The following is a 16,897-nucleotide window of genomic DNA, read 5'->3' as shown; positions in this document are numbered from 1 at the left end:
CGCGGCGCGGTACCCCTCCCGACACGAGGAGCGGACCCGGCCCCCGGAGCACGCCGCGGGAGGGATGTCCATGGCAGGCGAAGCGGTACCGGCCCAGGCAGCCTCCGCGCTGCGCGGCGCCTCCCCGAGCGGACCGGAGCCCTCCCGCGACGCGCAGGCCCCCGCGCCGCCCGCCGAGCACGCCGCCGAGCCCGCGGTATCCGCCGCCGAACCCGAACATCCCGCTCCGGCCCCCGGCACCGGTCCCCGGAGCGCTCCTACGACCCGCTCCAGCCCGTCGTCCACCGTGCGGGTCCGCCGCAGACTCGCACGCCTCGGTGCACAGCGGGGGGTATCCATGAACCCGGTCCTCGAACCACTGATCAAGACAGTCAGGGCGACCCATCCCAAGGTCGACGTCCGCCTGATCGAGCGCGCCTACGACGTGGCGGCCCACCACCACCGCGACCAGAAGCGCAAGAGCGGCGACCCCTACATCACCCACCCCCTGGCCGTGGCCACCATCCTGGCCGAGCTGGGCATGCAGGAGCCGACCCTGGCCGCGGCGCTGCTGCACGACACCGTCGAGGACACCAGCTACACCCTGGACCAGCTGCGCGACGACTTCGGCGACGAGATCGCCGAGCTGGTCGACGGGGTGACCAAGCTCGACAAGGTCAAGTACGGCGAGGCCACCCAGGCGGAGACCGTGCGCAAGATGGTCGTGGCCATGTCCCGCGACATCAAGGTCCTGGTCATCAAGCTGTGCGACCGGCTGCACAACATGCGCACCCTGCGCTATCTGCCCCAGGCCAAACGGGAGAAGAAGGCCCGCGAGACCCTGGAGATCTTCGCGCCGCTGGCCCACCGGCTGGGCATGAACACCATCAAGTGGGAGCTCGAGGACCTCGCCTTCGCCACGCTCTACCCCAAGCGGTTCGACGAGATCGCCCGCCTGGTCTCCGAGCGGGCCCCGCGCCGCGACGTCTACCTGCAGGACGTCATCGAGGCCGTCTCGGCCGACCTGCGCGACGCCAAGATCAAGGCCACGGTGCGCGGCCGGCCCAAGCACTACTACTCCATCTACCAGAAGATGATCGCCCGCAACTGCGGCTTCGACGAGATCTACGACCTCGTCGCCGTGCGGGTGCTGGTCGACAGCGTGCGCGACTGCTATGCGGCACTGGGCACCATCCACGCGCGGTGGAACCCCGTCCCCGGACGGTTCAAGGACTACATCGCGATGCCCAAGTTCAACATGTACCAGTCGCTGCACACGACCGTGATCGGTCCGTCGGGCAACCCGGTCGAGCTGCAGATCCGCACCCGCGCCATGCACCGCCGGGCCGAGTACGGCATCGCCGCGCACTGGAAGTACAAGGAGGAGCGGGCCGCGGCCAAGGAGGGCGGCAAGAGGGGCACCGCCGACATGGCCTGGCTGCGCCAGCTCATCGACTGGCAGCAGGAGACCAAGGACCCCGGCGAGTTCCTGGAGTCCCTGCGCTTCGACCTGTCGGTGCAGGAGGTGTTCGTCTTCACCCCCCAGGGCGACGCGATCGCGCTGCCGCAGGGCGCCACCCCCATCGACTTCGCCTACGCGGTGCACACCGAGGTCGGCCACCGCACCGTGGGTGCACGCGTCAACGGCCGGCTCGTCTCGCTGGAGAGCGAACTGCACAACGGCGAGACCGTGGAGATCCTGACCTCCAAGGCGAGCGACGCCGGACCCAGCCGCGACTGGCTGCAGTTCGTCAAGAGCGCCCGCGCGCGCAACAAGATCCGGCAGTGGTTCACCAAGGAGCGCCGCGAACAGGCCATCGAGCAGGGCAAGGACGCCATCGCGCGCGTCATGCGCAAACAGGAGCTGCCGATAAAGCGCCTGTTCAGCGGCGAGGCGCTGATCGCGCTGGCGCGCGACCTGCGCTACGGCGACGTCGACTCCCTCTACGCGGCGGTCGGCGAGGGCCGCATCGGGCCGCAGAACGTGGTGCAGAAGCTCGTCGACTCCCTCGGCGGCATCGAGAGCGCCGAGGAGGACATCGCCGAGTCCTCCCTGCCCACCCGGGCCCGACCCCGTCCGCGCCCCGCCGGGAACCCGGGCGTGGTCGTCGAGGGCGACCCCGACGTGTGGGTGCGGCTGTCCAAGTGCTGCACGCCCGTGCCCGGCGACAGCATCGTCGGCTTCGTGACCCGCGGCAACGGGGTCTCGGTGCACCGCAGCGACTGCGTGAACACCAGTGCGCTGGACCGCGAGCGGATGGTCGAGGTCGAATGGCAGCCCAGCGAGGACTCCATGTTCCTGGTGGCGCTGCAGGTCGAGGCGCTGGACCGGTCGCGGCTGCTGTCCGACATCACTCGCGTGCTCTCCGACCAGCACGTCAACATCCTCTCGGCCACCGTGCAGACCAGCCGCGACCGCGTCGCGCTGAGCAGGTTCACCTTCGAGATGGCCGACCCCACCCACCTCGGCCACGTCCTCAAGGCCGTGCGCGGCGTCGACGGAGTCTACGACGTCTACCGCATGAAGAACTAGGCGGCCGCTCAGCGCCCGGCGCGGCGCGTCCGCGGCGTTTTGCGGGTGTGAGGCGCTGCGCAGCGGTCAGACTGTCGAACATGAACAAGTTGTCGCTGGACGCCCTGGCACGAAAGCACCTGGAGACGGCCCAGGCCGCCTCCGCCGGACGCAGTTCCGAGACGTTCTTCGGCGGGCACGAGCACACCCTCCGCCAGACCCTCATCGCCCTCACCCGGGGCAACTCCCTCTCCGAGCACCCCAACCCGGGCGAGGCCACCGTCCTGGTGGTGCGCGGCCGGGTCCGGCTCGACGCCGACGGCGACAGTTGGGAGGGCAGGGCCAACGACCTGATCGTCGTGCCCCAGAAGAGCCACTCGCTGGAGGCCCTGGAGGACTCCGCGGTCGTGCTCACCGTGGCCAAGCACTAGGCCGGGCTCGAGCCCGGGCGCGGCGGTCCCAGCGGGCCGGCCGCCGCGCCCGCGGCCGGCTCAGCTCATCTCGTCCAGCGCCTTCTCGGCCTCGTCCAGCCAGGACCGGCGGGCGCTCAGCGCCTCCTCGATCTCGCGGACCCGGCGGTCGTTGCCGCGCGCCTTGGCGTGCTCCAGATCGCCCTCCAACTGTGCGATGGAGTCGCGCAGCCGGGTGGCCGTGGACTCGGCCCGCGCCCGCCCCTCGGGATTGGTGCGCTGCCACTCGTGGTCCTCGGCTCTGCGGACCTCGTCCTCGATCTTGCGGAAGGCGCCCTCCAGCCGGTCGCGCTGGTCGCGGGGCAGCGGGCCCGCCTCCTCCCAGGCCTCCTGGAAGTCGCGCAGCCGCGCGCGGGCCGCCCGCGGGTCGGAGATCTCGGCCAGCTCCCGGCGGGCGTCCTCCAGGATGCGCTCCTTGGCCTCGGCGTTGACCCGCAGCTCGGCGTCGCGCTCGGCGAAGACGGCGTTGCGCGCCTGGAAGAACCGGTCCTGGGCCGCCTTGAACCGGCCCCACAGCTTGTCCTCGCTGGCGCGGTCGGCGCGGCCGCTGGCCTTCCACTGCTGCATCAGCTCGCGGTAGCGGCCCGAGGTGGGTCCCCAGTCGGTGGAGTCGGCCAGGGCCTCGGCCTCGGCGACGATGCGCTCCTTCTCCTGGCGCACCTGCTCGCGCTGCTGGTCGAGCCCGGCGAAGTAGGCCTTGCGGCGCTTGGAGAAGGAGTTGCGCGCGGCCGACATCCGCTTCCACAGCGCCTGCTCGGTGGGCCGGTCGGTGCGGGGGGCCGCCTTCCACTCGTCGATCAGCTGGCGCATGCGCTCGCCGCCGGACTTCCAGTGCGTGGTCTCGGCGGCGACGCGCTCGGCCTCGGCGACGATGCGCTCCTTGACCTCGCGGGCCTCGGTGCGCGCCTGCTCCTGGGCCTGCTTCTGCTCGACCCTGCGCTTCTCGGCCTGCTCGGTCAGCACGTCCAGGCGCCGCGACAGCGCGTCGAGGTCGCCCACGGCGTTGGCATCGCGCACCGCGGTGCGCAGCTTGTCGATGCTCGACAGGGCCTGGGAGGCCGACAGGTCGGTGGTGCGCAGCCGCTTCTCCAGCAGTTCGACCTCGGTCACCAGGGCGTCGTACTTGCGGCGGAAGAACGCGAGGGCCTCCTCGGGCGCGCCCGCCTGCCACGATCCGACGACGCGCTCGCCCTCGCTCGTGCGCACGTAGACCGTGCCGTCGTCGTCAACGCGGCCCCAGGGGTCCGTGGTCACCGTGTCCTCCAGCAGTCATGAGCCTGGCGCCTGCGGCCAGGTCCGGGTGGTCCGGCGGCGGCTTCGAAAAGAGCCGGTGTGAACCGCCGTGACTAAGCACGATATCCGCACACCTCACCGGACACCGTCCGCCTCCTGTCAGCGTCGTCGCACATCAGCGACCGAAAGCCGCGTCGAGGCATGCCGTCCGGACACACCGGGCGGGTGCGACGCGACCAATATGACACTGACGGGGCGATTGGCAAAGAGTCGTGCGTCCGGCGGTGATCGAATGGTGATGTGTTGGCACGACGTGCGCGATCGGGGCACCGCGCAACCCGGTCGCCGCCGCGCGCGCACCTCGGTAGGCTCGGGTTCCGGGCACGGTACGGCGGGCCGCCGCCGCGCCCGCTGCGCACCCGATCGCACCATCGTCCGAGAGGAAGTCGGCACCCACCGTGTTCATCTCCGCTTTCCCCGCAGGGCCGCTCGCCGCGAACTGCTACATCGTCGCGGCGGAGGATCGGGCAGCGGAGTGCGTCGTCGTCGACCCCGGCCAGGACGCCGCGGAGCGGCTCTCCTCCCTCCTCGTCCAGCACGACCTGGTGCCTTCGGCCGTGCTGCTGACCCACGGCCACTTCGACCACATCTGGTCGGCGGCCGACGTGGCCCGCGCCCACAGCGTCCCCGTCTACGTGCACGGCGCCGACAGGCCGCTGCTGACCGACCCGGCCAAGGGGCTCGACCCCGCGCTCGCCTCCCAGCTGTCGGCGCTGCTGGGCCAGGCGAACCTGGAGGAGCCCGCGGACCTGCGCGAACTCTCGGGCGGCGAGACGCTCGCGCTGGCCGGACTGGAGCTGTCGGTCGAGCACGTGCCCGGCCACACCCCCGGGTCGGTCTGCTACGGGCTCGCTTCCGGCACCGGGGACGAACCCGTGCTGTTCACGGGCGACCTCCTCTTCGCCGGCTCCATCGGGCGCACCGACTTCCCCGGCGGGGACCACGCCGAGATCATGCGCAGCCTGGAGCGCGTCTGCCGCGATTGGCCCGACGGCACCGACGTCCGGCCGGGCCACGGCCCTCAGACCACCATCGGCCGCGAGCGTGCGACCAATCCGTTCCTGGGCGATATCCCGGGGCGCTGACCCGCCCACGGGCCCGACGCGCCGCGCCGACGGCCCGCGGGGTCAGCCGCCCCGCAGCAGCCGTGCCGCCCCACGGCGAGCACGCCGACCGCAGCCCTGCCTGCTCCGCATGACCGCGGCAGCGCCCTCCCGGCGGCCCGGGCCCTCCCCGCGCGGGACCGGACCGGCGCGCAGGTCAGGCAAGATGAGTAGGTACGTGAGACACCGAAGGAGAACTCCGTTGATCCGCACGCATGACGCCGGCGCGCTGCGCGCCGAGCATGCAGACGCGACCGTCGTCCTGGCCGGGTGGGTCGCCCGCCGCCGCGACCACGGCGGCGTCGTCTTCCTCGACCTCCGCGAGGCCTCGGGCGTGGTCCAGGTGGTCGTCCGCGAGGACGACCTGGCCCACGACCTGCGCGCCGAGTACTGCATCAAGGTGACCGGCACGGTCCGCGTGCGGCCCGAAGGCAACGAGAACCCCGAGATCGCCACCGGCGCCGTCGAGGTCGTCGCCGAGGAGATCGAGGTGCTCAGCGAGTCCGACCCGCTGCCCTTTCCCCTCGACGGCTCCCAAGACGTCGCCGAGGAGACCCGGCTGCGCTACCGCTACCTGGACATGCGGCGTCCCGAGACGGCTTCGGCGCTGCGCGTGCGTTCCCAGGCCGGCTACGTCGTCCACGACGTGATGCGCGACCACGGGTTCGTCAACGTCGAAACCCCCTATCTCACCCGGTCCACGCCCGAGGGCGCACGCGACTTCCTGGTCCCGGTACGGCTGCAGCCCGGCCACTGGTACGCGCTTCCCCAGTCGCCGCAGCTGTTCAAGCAGCTGCTGATGGTCGGCGGCCTGGAGCGCTACTACCAGATCGCCCGCTGCTTCCGCGACGAGGACTTCCGTGCCGACCGCCAGCCGGAGTTCACCCAGATCGACCTGGAGATGAGCTTCGTGGAGCAGGACGACGTCATCGGCGTCGCCGAGGACCTCGTGGTCCGCCTCTGGCGCGAGGTGCTCGGTTACGAGGTCCCCACCCCGATGCCGCGCATGACCTTCGCCGAGGCCATGGCGCGCTTCGGCTCCGACAAGCCCGACCTGCGCTTCGGCCAGGAGCTGACCGACCTCACCGAGTACTTCGCCGACACGTCCTTCCGCGTCTTCCAGGCGCCCTACGTCGGCGCGGTCGTCATGCCCGGGGGAGCCTCGCAGACCCGCAAGGAGCTGGACGGCTGGCAGGACTGGGCCAAGGCGCGCGGTGCCAAGGGACTGGCCTACGTGCTCGTCAACCAGGACGGCACGCTGGGCGGCCCGGTCGCCAAGAACCTCTCCGAGCGGGAGCGCTCGGGCTTGGCCGGGCGTACCGGGGCCGAACCGGGCGATGCGGTGTTCTTCGCCGCCGGCCCGCAGGGGGCGTCGCAGGAGCTCCTCGGCGCGGCCCGCCTGGAGATCGGTGCCCGGTTGGACCTCATCGACAGGTCGCAGTGGTCGTTCCTGTGGGTCGTCGACGCGCCCATGTTCGAGGAGGACGGCGAAGGCGGCTGGACCCCCGTCCACCACCCGTTCACCGCGCCCAAGCCCGAGTGGGCGGACTCCTTCGACCAAGACCCGGCGAGCGCCCTGGCCTACGCCTACGACATGGTCTGCAACGGCAGCGAGATCGGCGGCGGATCGATCCGTATCCACCGCAGCGAGATGCAGCAGCGCGTCTTCGAGACACTGGGGATCAGCAAGGAGGCGGCGGAGACCAAGTTCGGCTTCCTGCTCGACGCCTTCCGGTTCGGGCCGCCGCCGCACGGCGGCATCGCCTTCGGCTGGGACCGGATCGTCGCCCACCTCACCGGCGGCGACTCGATTCGGGACGTCATCGCGTTCCCCAAGACCGCCTCCGGCGGGGACCCCCTCACGGGCGCGCCTACTCCGATCACCCCGGACCAGCGCACCGAGGCGGGAATCGACTACGTGCCCGAGGCGGACGAGGCCTGATCGGCGGGCGAACGACGCGGCCCGGAGACGCGCGCGGCTCCGGGCCGTTCTCCTGCCGGAGCACAAGCGCTCCGCGGCCGGAACGGCGTCGGTGATGTTCCCCGATCCCGTTCAGAGGTCTGTCTGGACGACTGTCCCCGGTGCCGAGGGCGGTCCTGCACACACCCCCTGACGGCGGTATCGCCGGCGCGCAGCCGTCGGCGTCTTCCCGTGCCGCCTCGCCGGCCGCGACACTCCTCCCGGCAGGAAGGCAGCGGAGGATGGGCTATGCCTGCTACTTCTTCGCGGCTCCGCAGCGTTGGCAGCAGATGTCTTCGCTGTCGGGATTGCTGTAGCTGCAGAGGCGGCAGGTCCAGTTGTGGAGGATGAGCGCGTTCCTGAGGGCCGGGCCCGTGGGGATCATTGGTTCACGCATGACTGAATTTTAGGCCGGACTTTTTCGGTGGACCGGGGCGTGACCGCCTCGCCGGACCGGTGGCTTAGGCTGGATGCGGACTTTACGCAGTTATGCGGTGGTGGTAACGCAGGTGTAACGATTCTGCGAATGCCGCCCGACGGGGCCGCGTATTTCGGTGTGATTCCTGGTATTCGAGTTGCTTTTCGGTTCTTCTGTGCTCAATGGTGCATGGAAACGCAGGGGTGCGGCCGCTTCGGATCAGGTTCCGGACAAGGCATCCTTCACCTGCACGGACAGGCGGTGATCTGGCTAGACTGAGCCGAATCGGATGTCCCCGGGAGGAGCGCGCGACGGCGCGAAAAGGACGTCTGTGACGATACAGGGATGATCTATTCGTGAACGGTGCAACCGGCTCCACTGACGGCTTCGCCGGTGCCGCTGCCGGGCCCGGGGGTGAACAGGGCCAGGCCGGCACAGCCTTCGGCGCGGCTCCGATCGCCATGATCGTGGCCGACCAGGCGGCCGGCGTCGCGCTCGTCAACCAGGCGTTCACCGAGTTCACCGGGCGGGCCCAGGCCGACTCGGTCGGCCGCCCCTGGCCCGAGGCGCTCTCGGGCACCGACCCGGCCTCGGCCTGGGAGCTGCACCGGGCCGCCCTCGCCGGCGCCCCCGTGCACCAGCGCGCCCTCGTCACCGCGGACTACGAGGGCGCCCCCCACCGCATCGTCGCCGAGGCCCGCGCGCTGCCCGAGACCGGCCCCGACGGCAGACCCGCCGGTGTCGTCGTGGTCTTCCGCGAGCCGCTGCGCGAGGAGGAGACCCTCCGCGTCATCAGCGAGCTGCGCACCGAGAACGCCGACACCGCCCTGTGGACCCTGGACCTGCGCACCGGACGGCTGAGAGAGCTGTTCGGCCCCTCGCCGCTGGGCCGGCTGCTGGCCGGGGGAGCCCGCGGGCTCGAGGAGATCCTCGCCCGCGTCCACCGCGACGACATCGCCCGGGTCCGCGACGCCATCGAAGCCTCCCAGCAGGGGCGCGACTACGAGCAGCGCTTCCGCATGTTCGACCGCCTCGGCGACGAGCGCTCGCTGCACGCCCGCGCGCGCTACATCGGCGGCGACCACCCCCGACTGGTGGGCATCATCGACGACGTCACCGAGCACGTCCAGCTCATCCGCCGCCTGGCCGACCGCCGCCGCATCGAGGCCGCCCAAGGCCGCCAGGTCACCGACCTCGCCGCCAAACTCGTCTCCGCCACCACGGTCGAGGAGGTCACCGGCCTGCTCACCGAGGAGTTCGCGCCCATCTTCGGCGGCTCCGGCGCCGCCGTGATGCTCGTCGAGAACGGCAGCCTGCGCCCGTCGCCTCCCGTACCCGAGGACGCACCCGGACCCATGGGTTCGGCCGGCGATCCGTCGGCCTCCGACGTCGCCCACCCGGTCGGCGCCGTCATCGCCGACCGCCAGCCCCGCTTCTTCGAGAGCCGCGCCGAGATCCTGGAGCGCTTCCCCGGCGTCGCCGAGTCCCTGCACCGCACCAGCGCCCAGTCCTGGGCCACCATCCCCATCTTCGGCGACCGCCGGGTGGCCCTGGGCGTCTGGCAGGTCGCCTGGGGCGAGCCCCACCACGCCACCCCCGACGAGCGCGCCCTCATGCTCACGCTCGCCGGGCTGGCCGGGCAGGCGCTGCAGCGGGTGCGGCGCCAGCAGGAGGAACTCCAGCTCGCCGATGCCATCCAGCGCCGCATGCTGCCGCCGCAGATCGCCCGCTTCGACGAACTCGGCATCGCCGTGCGCTACCTGCCCGCCCGCGCCGGCTGGCGGGTCTGCGGCGACTTCTACGACGTCATCCGCCTGCCCGGCCGCCGCGTCGGCCTGGTGGTGGGCGACGTCCAAGGCCACGGTGTCGAGGCCGCCGCGGCCATGGGCCAGATCCGCATCGCCTTCCGCGCCTACGCCAGCAACCAGGTCGACCCGGGCGTGGTGCTGGCCGAGACCAACCGGCTGCTGTCGGAGACCGGCGAGATCATCTTCGCCACCTGCGGGTACCTCGTGCTCGACCTCGACAGCGGCGAGATGCAGGCCGCCTGGGCCGGGCAGCCGCCCGCCGTCATCGCCACCCCCGACTCCTACGACCTGTGGGAGCCCGAGACCGGCCCGCCGGTGGGCGTCGACGGCGACAGCAAGTACCCGGTGACCACGCGCCGCCTGCGCGCCGGCGACACCCTGCTGATGTGCTCCGACGGACTCGTGGAGAGCTCGAAGGTCCCCATGGACGAGGGACTGCGCATCGTCGGCGAGGACCTGCGCGGACTGGCCACCGACGTCGAGGCGGCCGCGGCCTCGCTCATCGACCTCACTCCGGCCGGCCGGGGCGACGACATCGCTCTGCTCATCGTGCGCATGAACGAGGCGGGCTGAGCCGGCGCCCCGCTGCCTTCGCCTAGGCTGGACGGCGTGTCCGAAACGCTGTTCGACGACGCCGGAGCCGAAGCCCAGCGCGGTCAGGAGCCGCTGGCCGTGCGCATGCGCCCGCGCACCCTCGACGAGGTGGCGGGACAGGCCCACCTGCTGGGCGAGGGCAGCCCGCTGCGCCGCCTGGTCGAAGACGACGCCCCCATGTCGCTGTTCTTGTGGGGGCCGCCCGGCACCGGCAAGACCACTCTGGCCACCGTGGTCAGCCGCGTCACCCGGCGCCGCTTCGTGGAGCTGTCGGCCGTCAGCGCCGGAGTCAAGGACGTCCGCGCGGTCATCGACGACGCCCGCCGCCAGATGGGCATGCGCGGCACCCGCACACTGCTGTTCGTCGACGAGGTGCACCGCTTCAGCAAGACCCAGCAGGACGCGCTGCTGCCCGCCGTGGAGAACCGCTGGGTCAGCTTCATCGGCGCCACCACCGAGAACCCCTTCTTCTCCGTGGTGAGCCCGCTGCTGTCGCGCTCCCTGCTGCTCACCCTGGAGTCGCTGACCGACGAGGACATCCGCGGCGTCCTCGACGCCGCGCTGCACGACGAGCGCGGCCTGGGCGGCAGCCACACGCTCGCCGACGACGCCGCCGACCAGCTGATCCGCCTCGCCGGCGGCGACGCCCGGCGCTCGCTGACCTACCTGGAGGCCGCCGCCCTCGTCGCCGGCGACCGCACCGAGATCAGCGTCGCCGACATCGAGCGCGCCGCCGACCGCCACGCCGTGCGCTACGACCGCACCGGCGACCAGCACTACGACGTCATCAGCGCCTTCATCAAGAGCATGCGCGGCAGCGACCCCGACGCGGCGCTGCACTACCTCGCCCGGATGATCGAGGCCGGAGAGGACCCCCGCTTCATCGCCCGCCGCATCGTGGTGCACGCCAGCGAGGACGTGGGCATGGCCGACCCGACCGCGCTGCAGGTCGCGGTCGCCGCCGCCCAGGCCGTGGAGCTGATCGGGCTGCCCGAGGCCCGCATCAACCTCGCCCAGGCCGTCGTGCACATCGCGCTGGCGCCCAAGTCCAACTCCGTTATCGCGGCGATCGACGCCGCGATGGCCGACGTCCGCCAGGGCCGCGCCGGTCCGGTGCCGGCCCACCTGCGCGACGCCCACTACAAGGGCGCCCGCGAACTCGGGCACGGCGCCGGCTACAAGTACGCCCACGACCATCCCGGCGGCGTCGCCGCCCAGCAGTACGCGCCCGACGCGCTCGTGGGCCGGGAGTACTACACCCCCACCACCCACGGCGCCGAACGCCGCTTCGGCGAGGTCCTCCAGCGCATCAAGGGCGTCCTGCGCGGCGAGGGCTGAGGACGCTTCCTGCACCGCGGTGGGTCCCCGGGGGAGGTTCTCCGGCGTCCGGCGGCCGCCGGAGCGGTTCCCGGCCGCACCGGCCGCCCGCGACGGAGCGCGTGCTAATCCGGCGGCGTGGGGTAGACCTCGACGATGCGGGTGATCTCGCGCGGCCCCTCGCCGCCGGCGTCGCCCTCCCCGTCGGCGAACTCCACTTCGGCGATCACCGGCCGGCCCCAGGAGAGGTAGTCGATGAAGTCCTGCGCGCTCATCTCGTAGGTGCCGCGGTCGTTCTCGATGTAGCCCGGGCCCGGCACGCAGAACCGGGCGCACAGGACCTCGGTCTCCTCGGTGATAACCGCCTCCTGGCGAGCGTCCTCGCCCGCCGCGGTCCACTGCGCGCTCCACTCGTCGGGCGCGAGGGTCGCCGCGGGGGTGGCCGGCGCCGACGGGCTGCGCTCCACGCGCGTGTACACCCACGGCCCCTCGGCCGGGTTCTCCTGCTCGGCCGGGTCGAACCGGACGATCACCGGGCCCTGGCGGGCGTCGGGGGAGGGAGCGGGGGAGGAGGGCGCGGGCTCCGGCTCGGGCGCCATGCCCCCCGACAGCGCCGCATAGGCCGCGTAACCGCCGCCGCCGATCAGCGCGAGAGCCACCACCGAGGCGCACGCGGCCAGCACCGCCCGCCCCGCCTTGCGGCGCCCGCCGGTCCCCAGCCGCACCAGCCGCGGCAGCCGGTCCGGCTCGACGATGCCGCGCCACTCCCGGGAGAGCACCTGCGTGACGGCCGTGCCCTGCACCGGGGCGGCGTCGGAGCCGCTGACGGCCTCCCACGCCGCGATGGTCGACCCCAGCAGCTCGCGCACCGTGGGCCGGTCGCGGGGGTCGTCGGAGAGGGCGCGGCGCACGATCGGGCGCATCTCGGCGGGCACGCCCGCCAGCCACGGAGTCGCCGCCGCGGCGGCGCCCTCCTCCTCGACCGGCGGCCGGCCGGTGGCGGCGAACACCGCGATCGCCGCCCAGGCGAAGACGTCGGCCGCGGCGGAGGGCTCGCCGCCCTCCAGCCGCTCGGGAGCCGTCCACGGCGCGGCGTTGCGGCGCAGCAGCTCGCCCTCGCCCGGCAGCGCGCAGTCCAGCAGGCGCGGCCCGCGGCTGCTCAGCAGCACGTTGGAGGGCTTGAGGTCGCCGTGCGGCTCCCCCGCGCCGTGCAGCGCGGAGAGCGCCTCGCCCAGCGCCGCCGACAGCGCGATGAGCCGGCCCCGCCCCAGCGGGCCGTGCTCGCCGACGAAGCCGTCCAGCGCCACACCCGCGACGTAGGGCATCGCCAGCCACGGCTGCTGCGCCGCGGCGTCGAAGGCCGTCGGCGGCACGTAGCAGCGCCCGTCCACCGACGCCAGCGCGCTGAGCCGGGCGTGCAGCCGCGCGCGGTCGTCGGGATCCTCGACCGAGAACGGGTGCAGCACCTTCACCGCCACCAGGTCCTCGCCCGCCGCGTTCGCATCGATCGCGGCGAACACCGTGCCCGTGGCGCCCGCCCCCAGGCGCCCGATGAGCACATAGGGCCCGACGGCACCCGGATCCCCGGGGGCCGGCGGGGCCAGATGCGGCGGTACCAGGACGGAGATCTCGCGCTCGGGAGGGCGGCTCATAGGCATCCTGTCTGCACGGGGGGACTGTGCCACCGGGTCTGTGGCCGAAACTATGCCCTGATTCTGCGACATCTCGGGGTTTCCGTCGACGCCGGACGGTCAGTACGGCTTGCGAAGCGGCCGGTGCCACACACCCCGGAGCACACGGGCGGATCCGTCTCGGACACGGTAGGGTCGGCGTATTCGGATCTCCGCATTCCGTCGGCCCGGTGCCAACCGGAGGCGCCGATGCCCCGTCCGCGCCGCGGAAAGGCCGGGCGGACCCCCCGAATGCCGCTCACGGAGATGCCGCCACCCCGATTCGTCAACGGAGTCTGGCATGTTGACCGCAGGAGACGTAGCAGCGCTCATCGCGGCGGTGGTCTGGACGGTGCTGGTCGCGTTCATGTGCGTGGCCCTCGTCAAGCTCACCCGGTTGCTCTCGGAGACCACCAAGGTCGTCGCGGAGTTCGGGGAGCGCGTCCGCCCCATGCTCGACGACGTCGCCGGCACCGTCGAACGCACCGGAGCCTCCCTCGACCGGGTGGAGGAGATCACCGCCAACGTCGCCACCGCCACCGAGGACGTCTCGACGGTGACCGCGCTGACCCGCTCGGTGGTGGCCGGACCGCTGGTCAAGGCGGCCTCGTTCTCCTACGGCGTGCGCCGGGTGCTCGGCCAGCGCCGCGCCCTGGCCCTGGTGCGCCACCGCCGCAGGAGGGAGCGCCGATGATCCGCCGCCTGCTGTATCTTGTCGCAGGTGCCGCGCTCGGCGGGTATGTTGTGCACAAGCTCAACCGCACGGCCCGTGCGTGGAGCCCGGCGGGAATCGCCGGCCGCGTCGAGGACCAGGTCGCCGATTACCGCGCCGCCCTCCGCGAGTTCAACGAGGACATCCACGACGCGATGCGGCAGCGGGAGGCCGAGCTGCACCGCCGCTACGACAGCGGTCGCAGCCGCCCCGCCCTGCCCATCGACCAGCCGGGCCGATCGGACCCGACCCGCGGCGCTATCGACGCCCCCGACCCGAAGGACGGCCGCTGATGGAGACGGCAGAAATCGTTCGCCGCTTCCTCGCATTCTTCGAGAAGAACGGACACACCGTGGTCCCATCGGCGAGCCTGGTCGCCGACGACCCGACACTGCTGTTCGTCCCGGCAGGCATGGTGCCGTTCAAGCCGTACTTCCTGGGCCAGCGCACGCCCCCCTACGACCGCGCCACCAGCGTTCAGAAATGCATCCGCACCATCGACATCGAGGAAGTCGGCAAGACGTCGCGGCACGCCACCTTCTTCCAGATGCTCGGCAACTTCTCCTTCGGCGACTACTTCAAGGAGAAGGCGATCCCGCTGGCGTGGGAGCTGATGACCGCGCCGGTGGCCGACGGCGGCTTCGGGATCGACCCCGCACGGCTGTGGGTGACCGTCTACCTCGACGACGACGAGGCCGAGGCGATCTGGCGGGAGAAGGTCGGCGTCCCCGCCGAGCGCATCCAGCGCTTCGGGATCGAGGAGAACTACTGGTCCATGGGCGTACCCGGCCCCTGCGGGCCGTGCTCGGAGATCTTCTACGACCGCGGCCCCGAGTACGGCGCCGAGGGCGGGCCGGCCGCCGACGAGAACCGCTACGTCGAGGTCTGGAACCTCGTCTTCATGCAGTACGAGCGCGGTGAGGGCGGGACCAAGAAGGACTACCCGATCCTCGGCGACCTGCCGCGCAAGAACATCGACACCGGCATGGGCCTGGAGCGGCTCGCGACGGTGCTGCAGGGCGTCGACAACATCTACGAGACCGACACCCTCGGCCGCATCCTGCAGGACACCGCGGAGCGCACCGGCGTGGCCTACGGCTCCGACGAGCGCTCCGACGTCATGCTGCGGGTGGTCGCCGACCACGTGCGCAGCGCCGTCATGCTCGCCTCCGACGGGGTCCGGCCCAGCAACGAGAAGGGCGGCTACGTGCTGCGCCGCATCCTGCGGCGCTCCATCCGCAACCTGCGGCTGCTCTCGGGCACCGACACCTCCTTTCTGCACGACCTGACCCGCACCGCCATCACGGCGATGGAGGGCATCTACCCCGAGCTGCGCACCGACGCCGAGCGCATCCACGAGGTCATCGAGGCCGAGGAGAAGCACTTCTCCGACACCCTGCGCTCGGGCACCGCGCTGTTCAACCGCGCCGCCGAGAAAACCCGCGCGGCCGGCGGCACCACCGTCTCCGGCGCCGACGCCTTCCAGCTGCACGACACCTACGGCTTCCCCATCGACCTCACCCTGGAGATGGCCGCCGAGCAGGGGCTGGGGGTCGACGAGGACACCTTCCGCACCCTGATGGCCGAGCAGCGCGAGACCGCCAAGCGCGACGCCAAGGCCAAGAAGCTGGGCAACGCCGACGTCAGCGTCTACGGACGCCTGCTGGAGAACGCCGGCGCCACCGACTTCCTCGGCTACACCGACCACGAGGCCGAGTCGCGCGTGCTCGGCCTGATCGTCGACGGCGAGTCGGTCGGCGCCGCCTCCGCGGGCGACCGGGTCGAGCTGGTGCTGGACCGCACTCCCTTCTACGCCGAAAGCGGCGGCCAGCTCGCCGACAAGGGGACGGTCACCGCGCCCGGCCGCGGCACCGTCGATGTGGAGGACGTGCAAAAGCCCGTCCCCGGCCTGTTCGTGCACCGCGGCACCGTCCGCGAGGGCACCCTCGCCCTCGACGACCGGGTCGAGGCGGTCATCGACGCCGACCGCCGCGCCTCGGTGTCGCGCTCCCACTCGGCCACCCACCTCATCCACTCCGCGCTGCGCAACGCCCTGGGCCCCTCGGCCGGGCAGGCCGGCTCGGAGAACCAGCCCGGCCGGCTGCGCTTCGACTTCACCGCGAGCAAGCCCCTGGGCACCGCCGAGCTCGCCGAGGTCGAGGACGAGGTCAACACCGTGCTCTCCGGCGACATCCAGGTGCGCGACTTCCAGACCTCCCTGGAGGAGGCCCTGTCGATGGGCGCGCTGGCGATGTTCGGCGAGAAGTACGGCGACCGGGTCCGCGTCGTCGAGATGAGCGACTACTCCCGCGAGCTGTGCGGGGGCACCCACGTCGCCGCGACCGGCCAGCTGGGCGTCGTCAAACTGCTGGGGGAGTCCTCGGTCGGCTCGGGCGTGCGCCGCGTCGAGGCGGCGGTGGGCATCGACGCCTTCCGCCGGCTCTCGCGGGAGTCGCTGCTGGTCGGCCAGCTCTCCGAGCAGCTGAAGACCCCGCGCGAGGAGCTGCCCGAGCGCATCGACTCCATCGTCGCCCGGCTGCGCAGCGCCGAGAAGGAGATCGAGCGGCTGCGCGCCGCCCAGGTTCTGGAGGCCGCCGGCGAACTGGCGGCGGGCGCGCGCCGGCACGGGCCGGCCCTGATGGTCACCCACCGGGCGCCCGACGGCACCACGGCCGACGACCTGCGCCGCCTGGCCGCCGACGTGCGTCAGCGCCTCGGCGAGGACGGCCCGGCCGTGGTCGCCGTCGCCGCGGTCCCTGAAGACCGCCCGGTCGTCGTCGTCGCGGTGAACAAGAGCGGCCAGGACAGCGGGCTCAAGGCCGGCGACCTCGTCGGCCTGGCCGCCCGCGCCCTCGGCGGCGGAGGCGGCGGCAAGCCCGACCTCGCCCAGGGCGGCGGCAGCGACGCGTCCGCCGTCGACAGCGCCCTGGACGCCGTCGAGCAGCGGGTCGCCCAGACCTCCTGACCCGCCCCCACGGTCAGAAAGGACCCCGAGTTGACGAGCACCCTCCCCGGAGCGCCCCCCGGCGCCCTGCCCTGTTCCCGCGTGGGGGAGCCCGGT

The 16,897-nt window shown here is 72.4% G+C and carries 12 protein-coding genes; 9 read left to right on the top strand and 3 right to left on the bottom strand.

Annotated elements, in window-relative coordinates; translation table 11 throughout:
- Positions 1 to 337: 337 nt before the first annotated feature.
- Together FZ103_RS16765 and FZ103_RS16760 are read left to right on the top strand one after the other, a co-directional pair.
- Positions 338 to 2,512: a bifunctional (p)ppGpp synthetase/guanosine-3',5'-bis(diphosphate) 3'-pyrophosphohydrolase gene (locus tag FZ103_RS16765; protein WP_156002454.1), complete on the top strand. Its 2,175-nt coding sequence runs from the start codon at positions 338 to 340 to the stop codon at positions 2,510 to 2,512.
- Positions 2,513 to 2,592: 80 nt separating this feature from the next.
- Complete coding sequence (locus tag FZ103_RS16760; RefSeq protein ID WP_156002453.1) at positions 2,593 to 2,922, top strand: cupin domain-containing protein; 330 nt, start codon at positions 2,593 to 2,595, stop codon at positions 2,920 to 2,922.
- 60 nt (positions 2,923 to 2,982) lie between these two features.
- Here FZ103_RS16760 and FZ103_RS16755 read toward each other — a convergent pair whose 3' ends face one another.
- The gene (locus tag FZ103_RS16755; RefSeq protein ID WP_186356426.1) at positions 2,983 to 4,215 is read right to left on the bottom strand and encodes a DUF349 domain-containing protein; all 1,233 of its coding nucleotides are present in this window, start codon (positions 4,213 to 4,215) and stop codon (positions 2,983 to 2,985) included.
- A gap of 437 nt (positions 4,216 to 4,652) precedes the next feature.
- Between FZ103_RS16755 and FZ103_RS16750 the strand changes: the two genes are divergently transcribed.
- Both FZ103_RS16750 and aspS read left to right on the top strand, forming a co-directional pair.
- Complete coding sequence (locus FZ103_RS16750) at positions 4,653 to 5,339, top strand: MBL fold metallo-hydrolase (protein WP_186356425.1); 687 nt, start codon at positions 4,653 to 4,655, stop codon at positions 5,337 to 5,339.
- Positions 5,340 to 5,559: 220 nt separating this feature from the next.
- Positions 5,560 to 7,299 carry an aspartate--tRNA ligase gene (gene aspS / locus FZ103_RS16745; RefSeq protein ID WP_156002451.1) on the top strand — a complete coding sequence of 580 codons (1,740 nt, stop codon included), beginning with the start codon at positions 5,560 to 5,562 and terminating at the stop codon, positions 7,297 to 7,299.
- 274 nt (positions 7,300 to 7,573) lie between these two features.
- On the opposite strand, the gene FZ103_RS24920 is transcribed toward aspS, so the two are convergent.
- The gene (locus FZ103_RS24920) at positions 7,574 to 7,714 is read right to left on the bottom strand and encodes a hypothetical protein (protein WP_186356424.1); all 141 of its coding nucleotides are present in this window, start codon (positions 7,712 to 7,714) and stop codon (positions 7,574 to 7,576) included.
- A 377-nt stretch (positions 7,715 to 8,091) separates the two neighbouring features.
- Here FZ103_RS24920 and FZ103_RS16740 point away from each other — a divergent pair, with 377 nt between their 5' ends.
- Both FZ103_RS16740 and FZ103_RS16735 read left to right on the top strand, forming a co-directional pair.
- A complete protein-coding gene (locus FZ103_RS16740; RefSeq protein ID WP_343233572.1) occupies positions 8,092 to 10,116 on the top strand; it encodes a SpoIIE family protein phosphatase in 2,025 nt (674 codons plus the stop codon).
- 36 nt (positions 10,117 to 10,152) lie between these two features.
- The gene (locus FZ103_RS16735; protein WP_186356423.1) at positions 10,153 to 11,475 is read left to right on the top strand and encodes a replication-associated recombination protein A; all 1,323 of its coding nucleotides are present in this window, start codon (positions 10,153 to 10,155) and stop codon (positions 11,473 to 11,475) included.
- A gap of 104 nt (positions 11,476 to 11,579) precedes the next feature.
- Here FZ103_RS16735 and FZ103_RS16730 read toward each other — a convergent pair whose 3' ends face one another.
- Positions 11,580 to 13,106 (bottom strand): protein kinase, encoded by a 1,527-nt coding sequence (locus FZ103_RS16730; RefSeq protein WP_156002449.1) that lies wholly within the window; start codon positions 13,104 to 13,106, stop codon positions 11,580 to 11,582.
- Between the two features lie 319 nt (positions 13,107 to 13,425).
- Here FZ103_RS16730 and FZ103_RS16725 point away from each other — a divergent pair, with 319 nt between their 5' ends.
- From FZ103_RS16725 to alaS, 3 genes are read left to right on the top strand one after another with little or no spacing between them, the layout of a single operon-like run.
- Positions 13,426 to 13,818 (top strand): DUF948 domain-containing protein, encoded by a 393-nt coding sequence (locus tag FZ103_RS16725; protein ID WP_156002448.1) that lies wholly within the window; start codon positions 13,426 to 13,428, stop codon positions 13,816 to 13,818.
- A complete protein-coding gene (locus FZ103_RS16720) occupies positions 13,815 to 14,129 on the top strand; it encodes a hypothetical protein (RefSeq protein ID WP_156002447.1) in 315 nt (104 codons plus the stop codon). The genes FZ103_RS16725 and FZ103_RS16720 overlap by 4 nt, the downstream gene beginning before the upstream one ends.
- Positions 14,129 to 16,801, top strand: a complete 2,673-nt coding sequence (gene alaS, locus FZ103_RS16715) for an alanine--tRNA ligase (RefSeq protein ID WP_156002446.1) — start codon at positions 14,129 to 14,131, stop codon at positions 16,799 to 16,801. The genes FZ103_RS16720 and alaS overlap by 1 nt, the downstream gene beginning before the upstream one ends.
- Positions 16,802 to 16,897 lie beyond the last annotated feature (96 nt).

Source organism: Streptomonospora sp. PA3 (assembly GCF_009728995.1).
Taxonomy (GTDB): Bacteria; Actinomycetota; Actinomycetes; order Streptosporangiales; family Streptosporangiaceae; genus Streptomonospora.
This window is presented reverse-complemented; position numbering and strand designations above follow the sequence as displayed.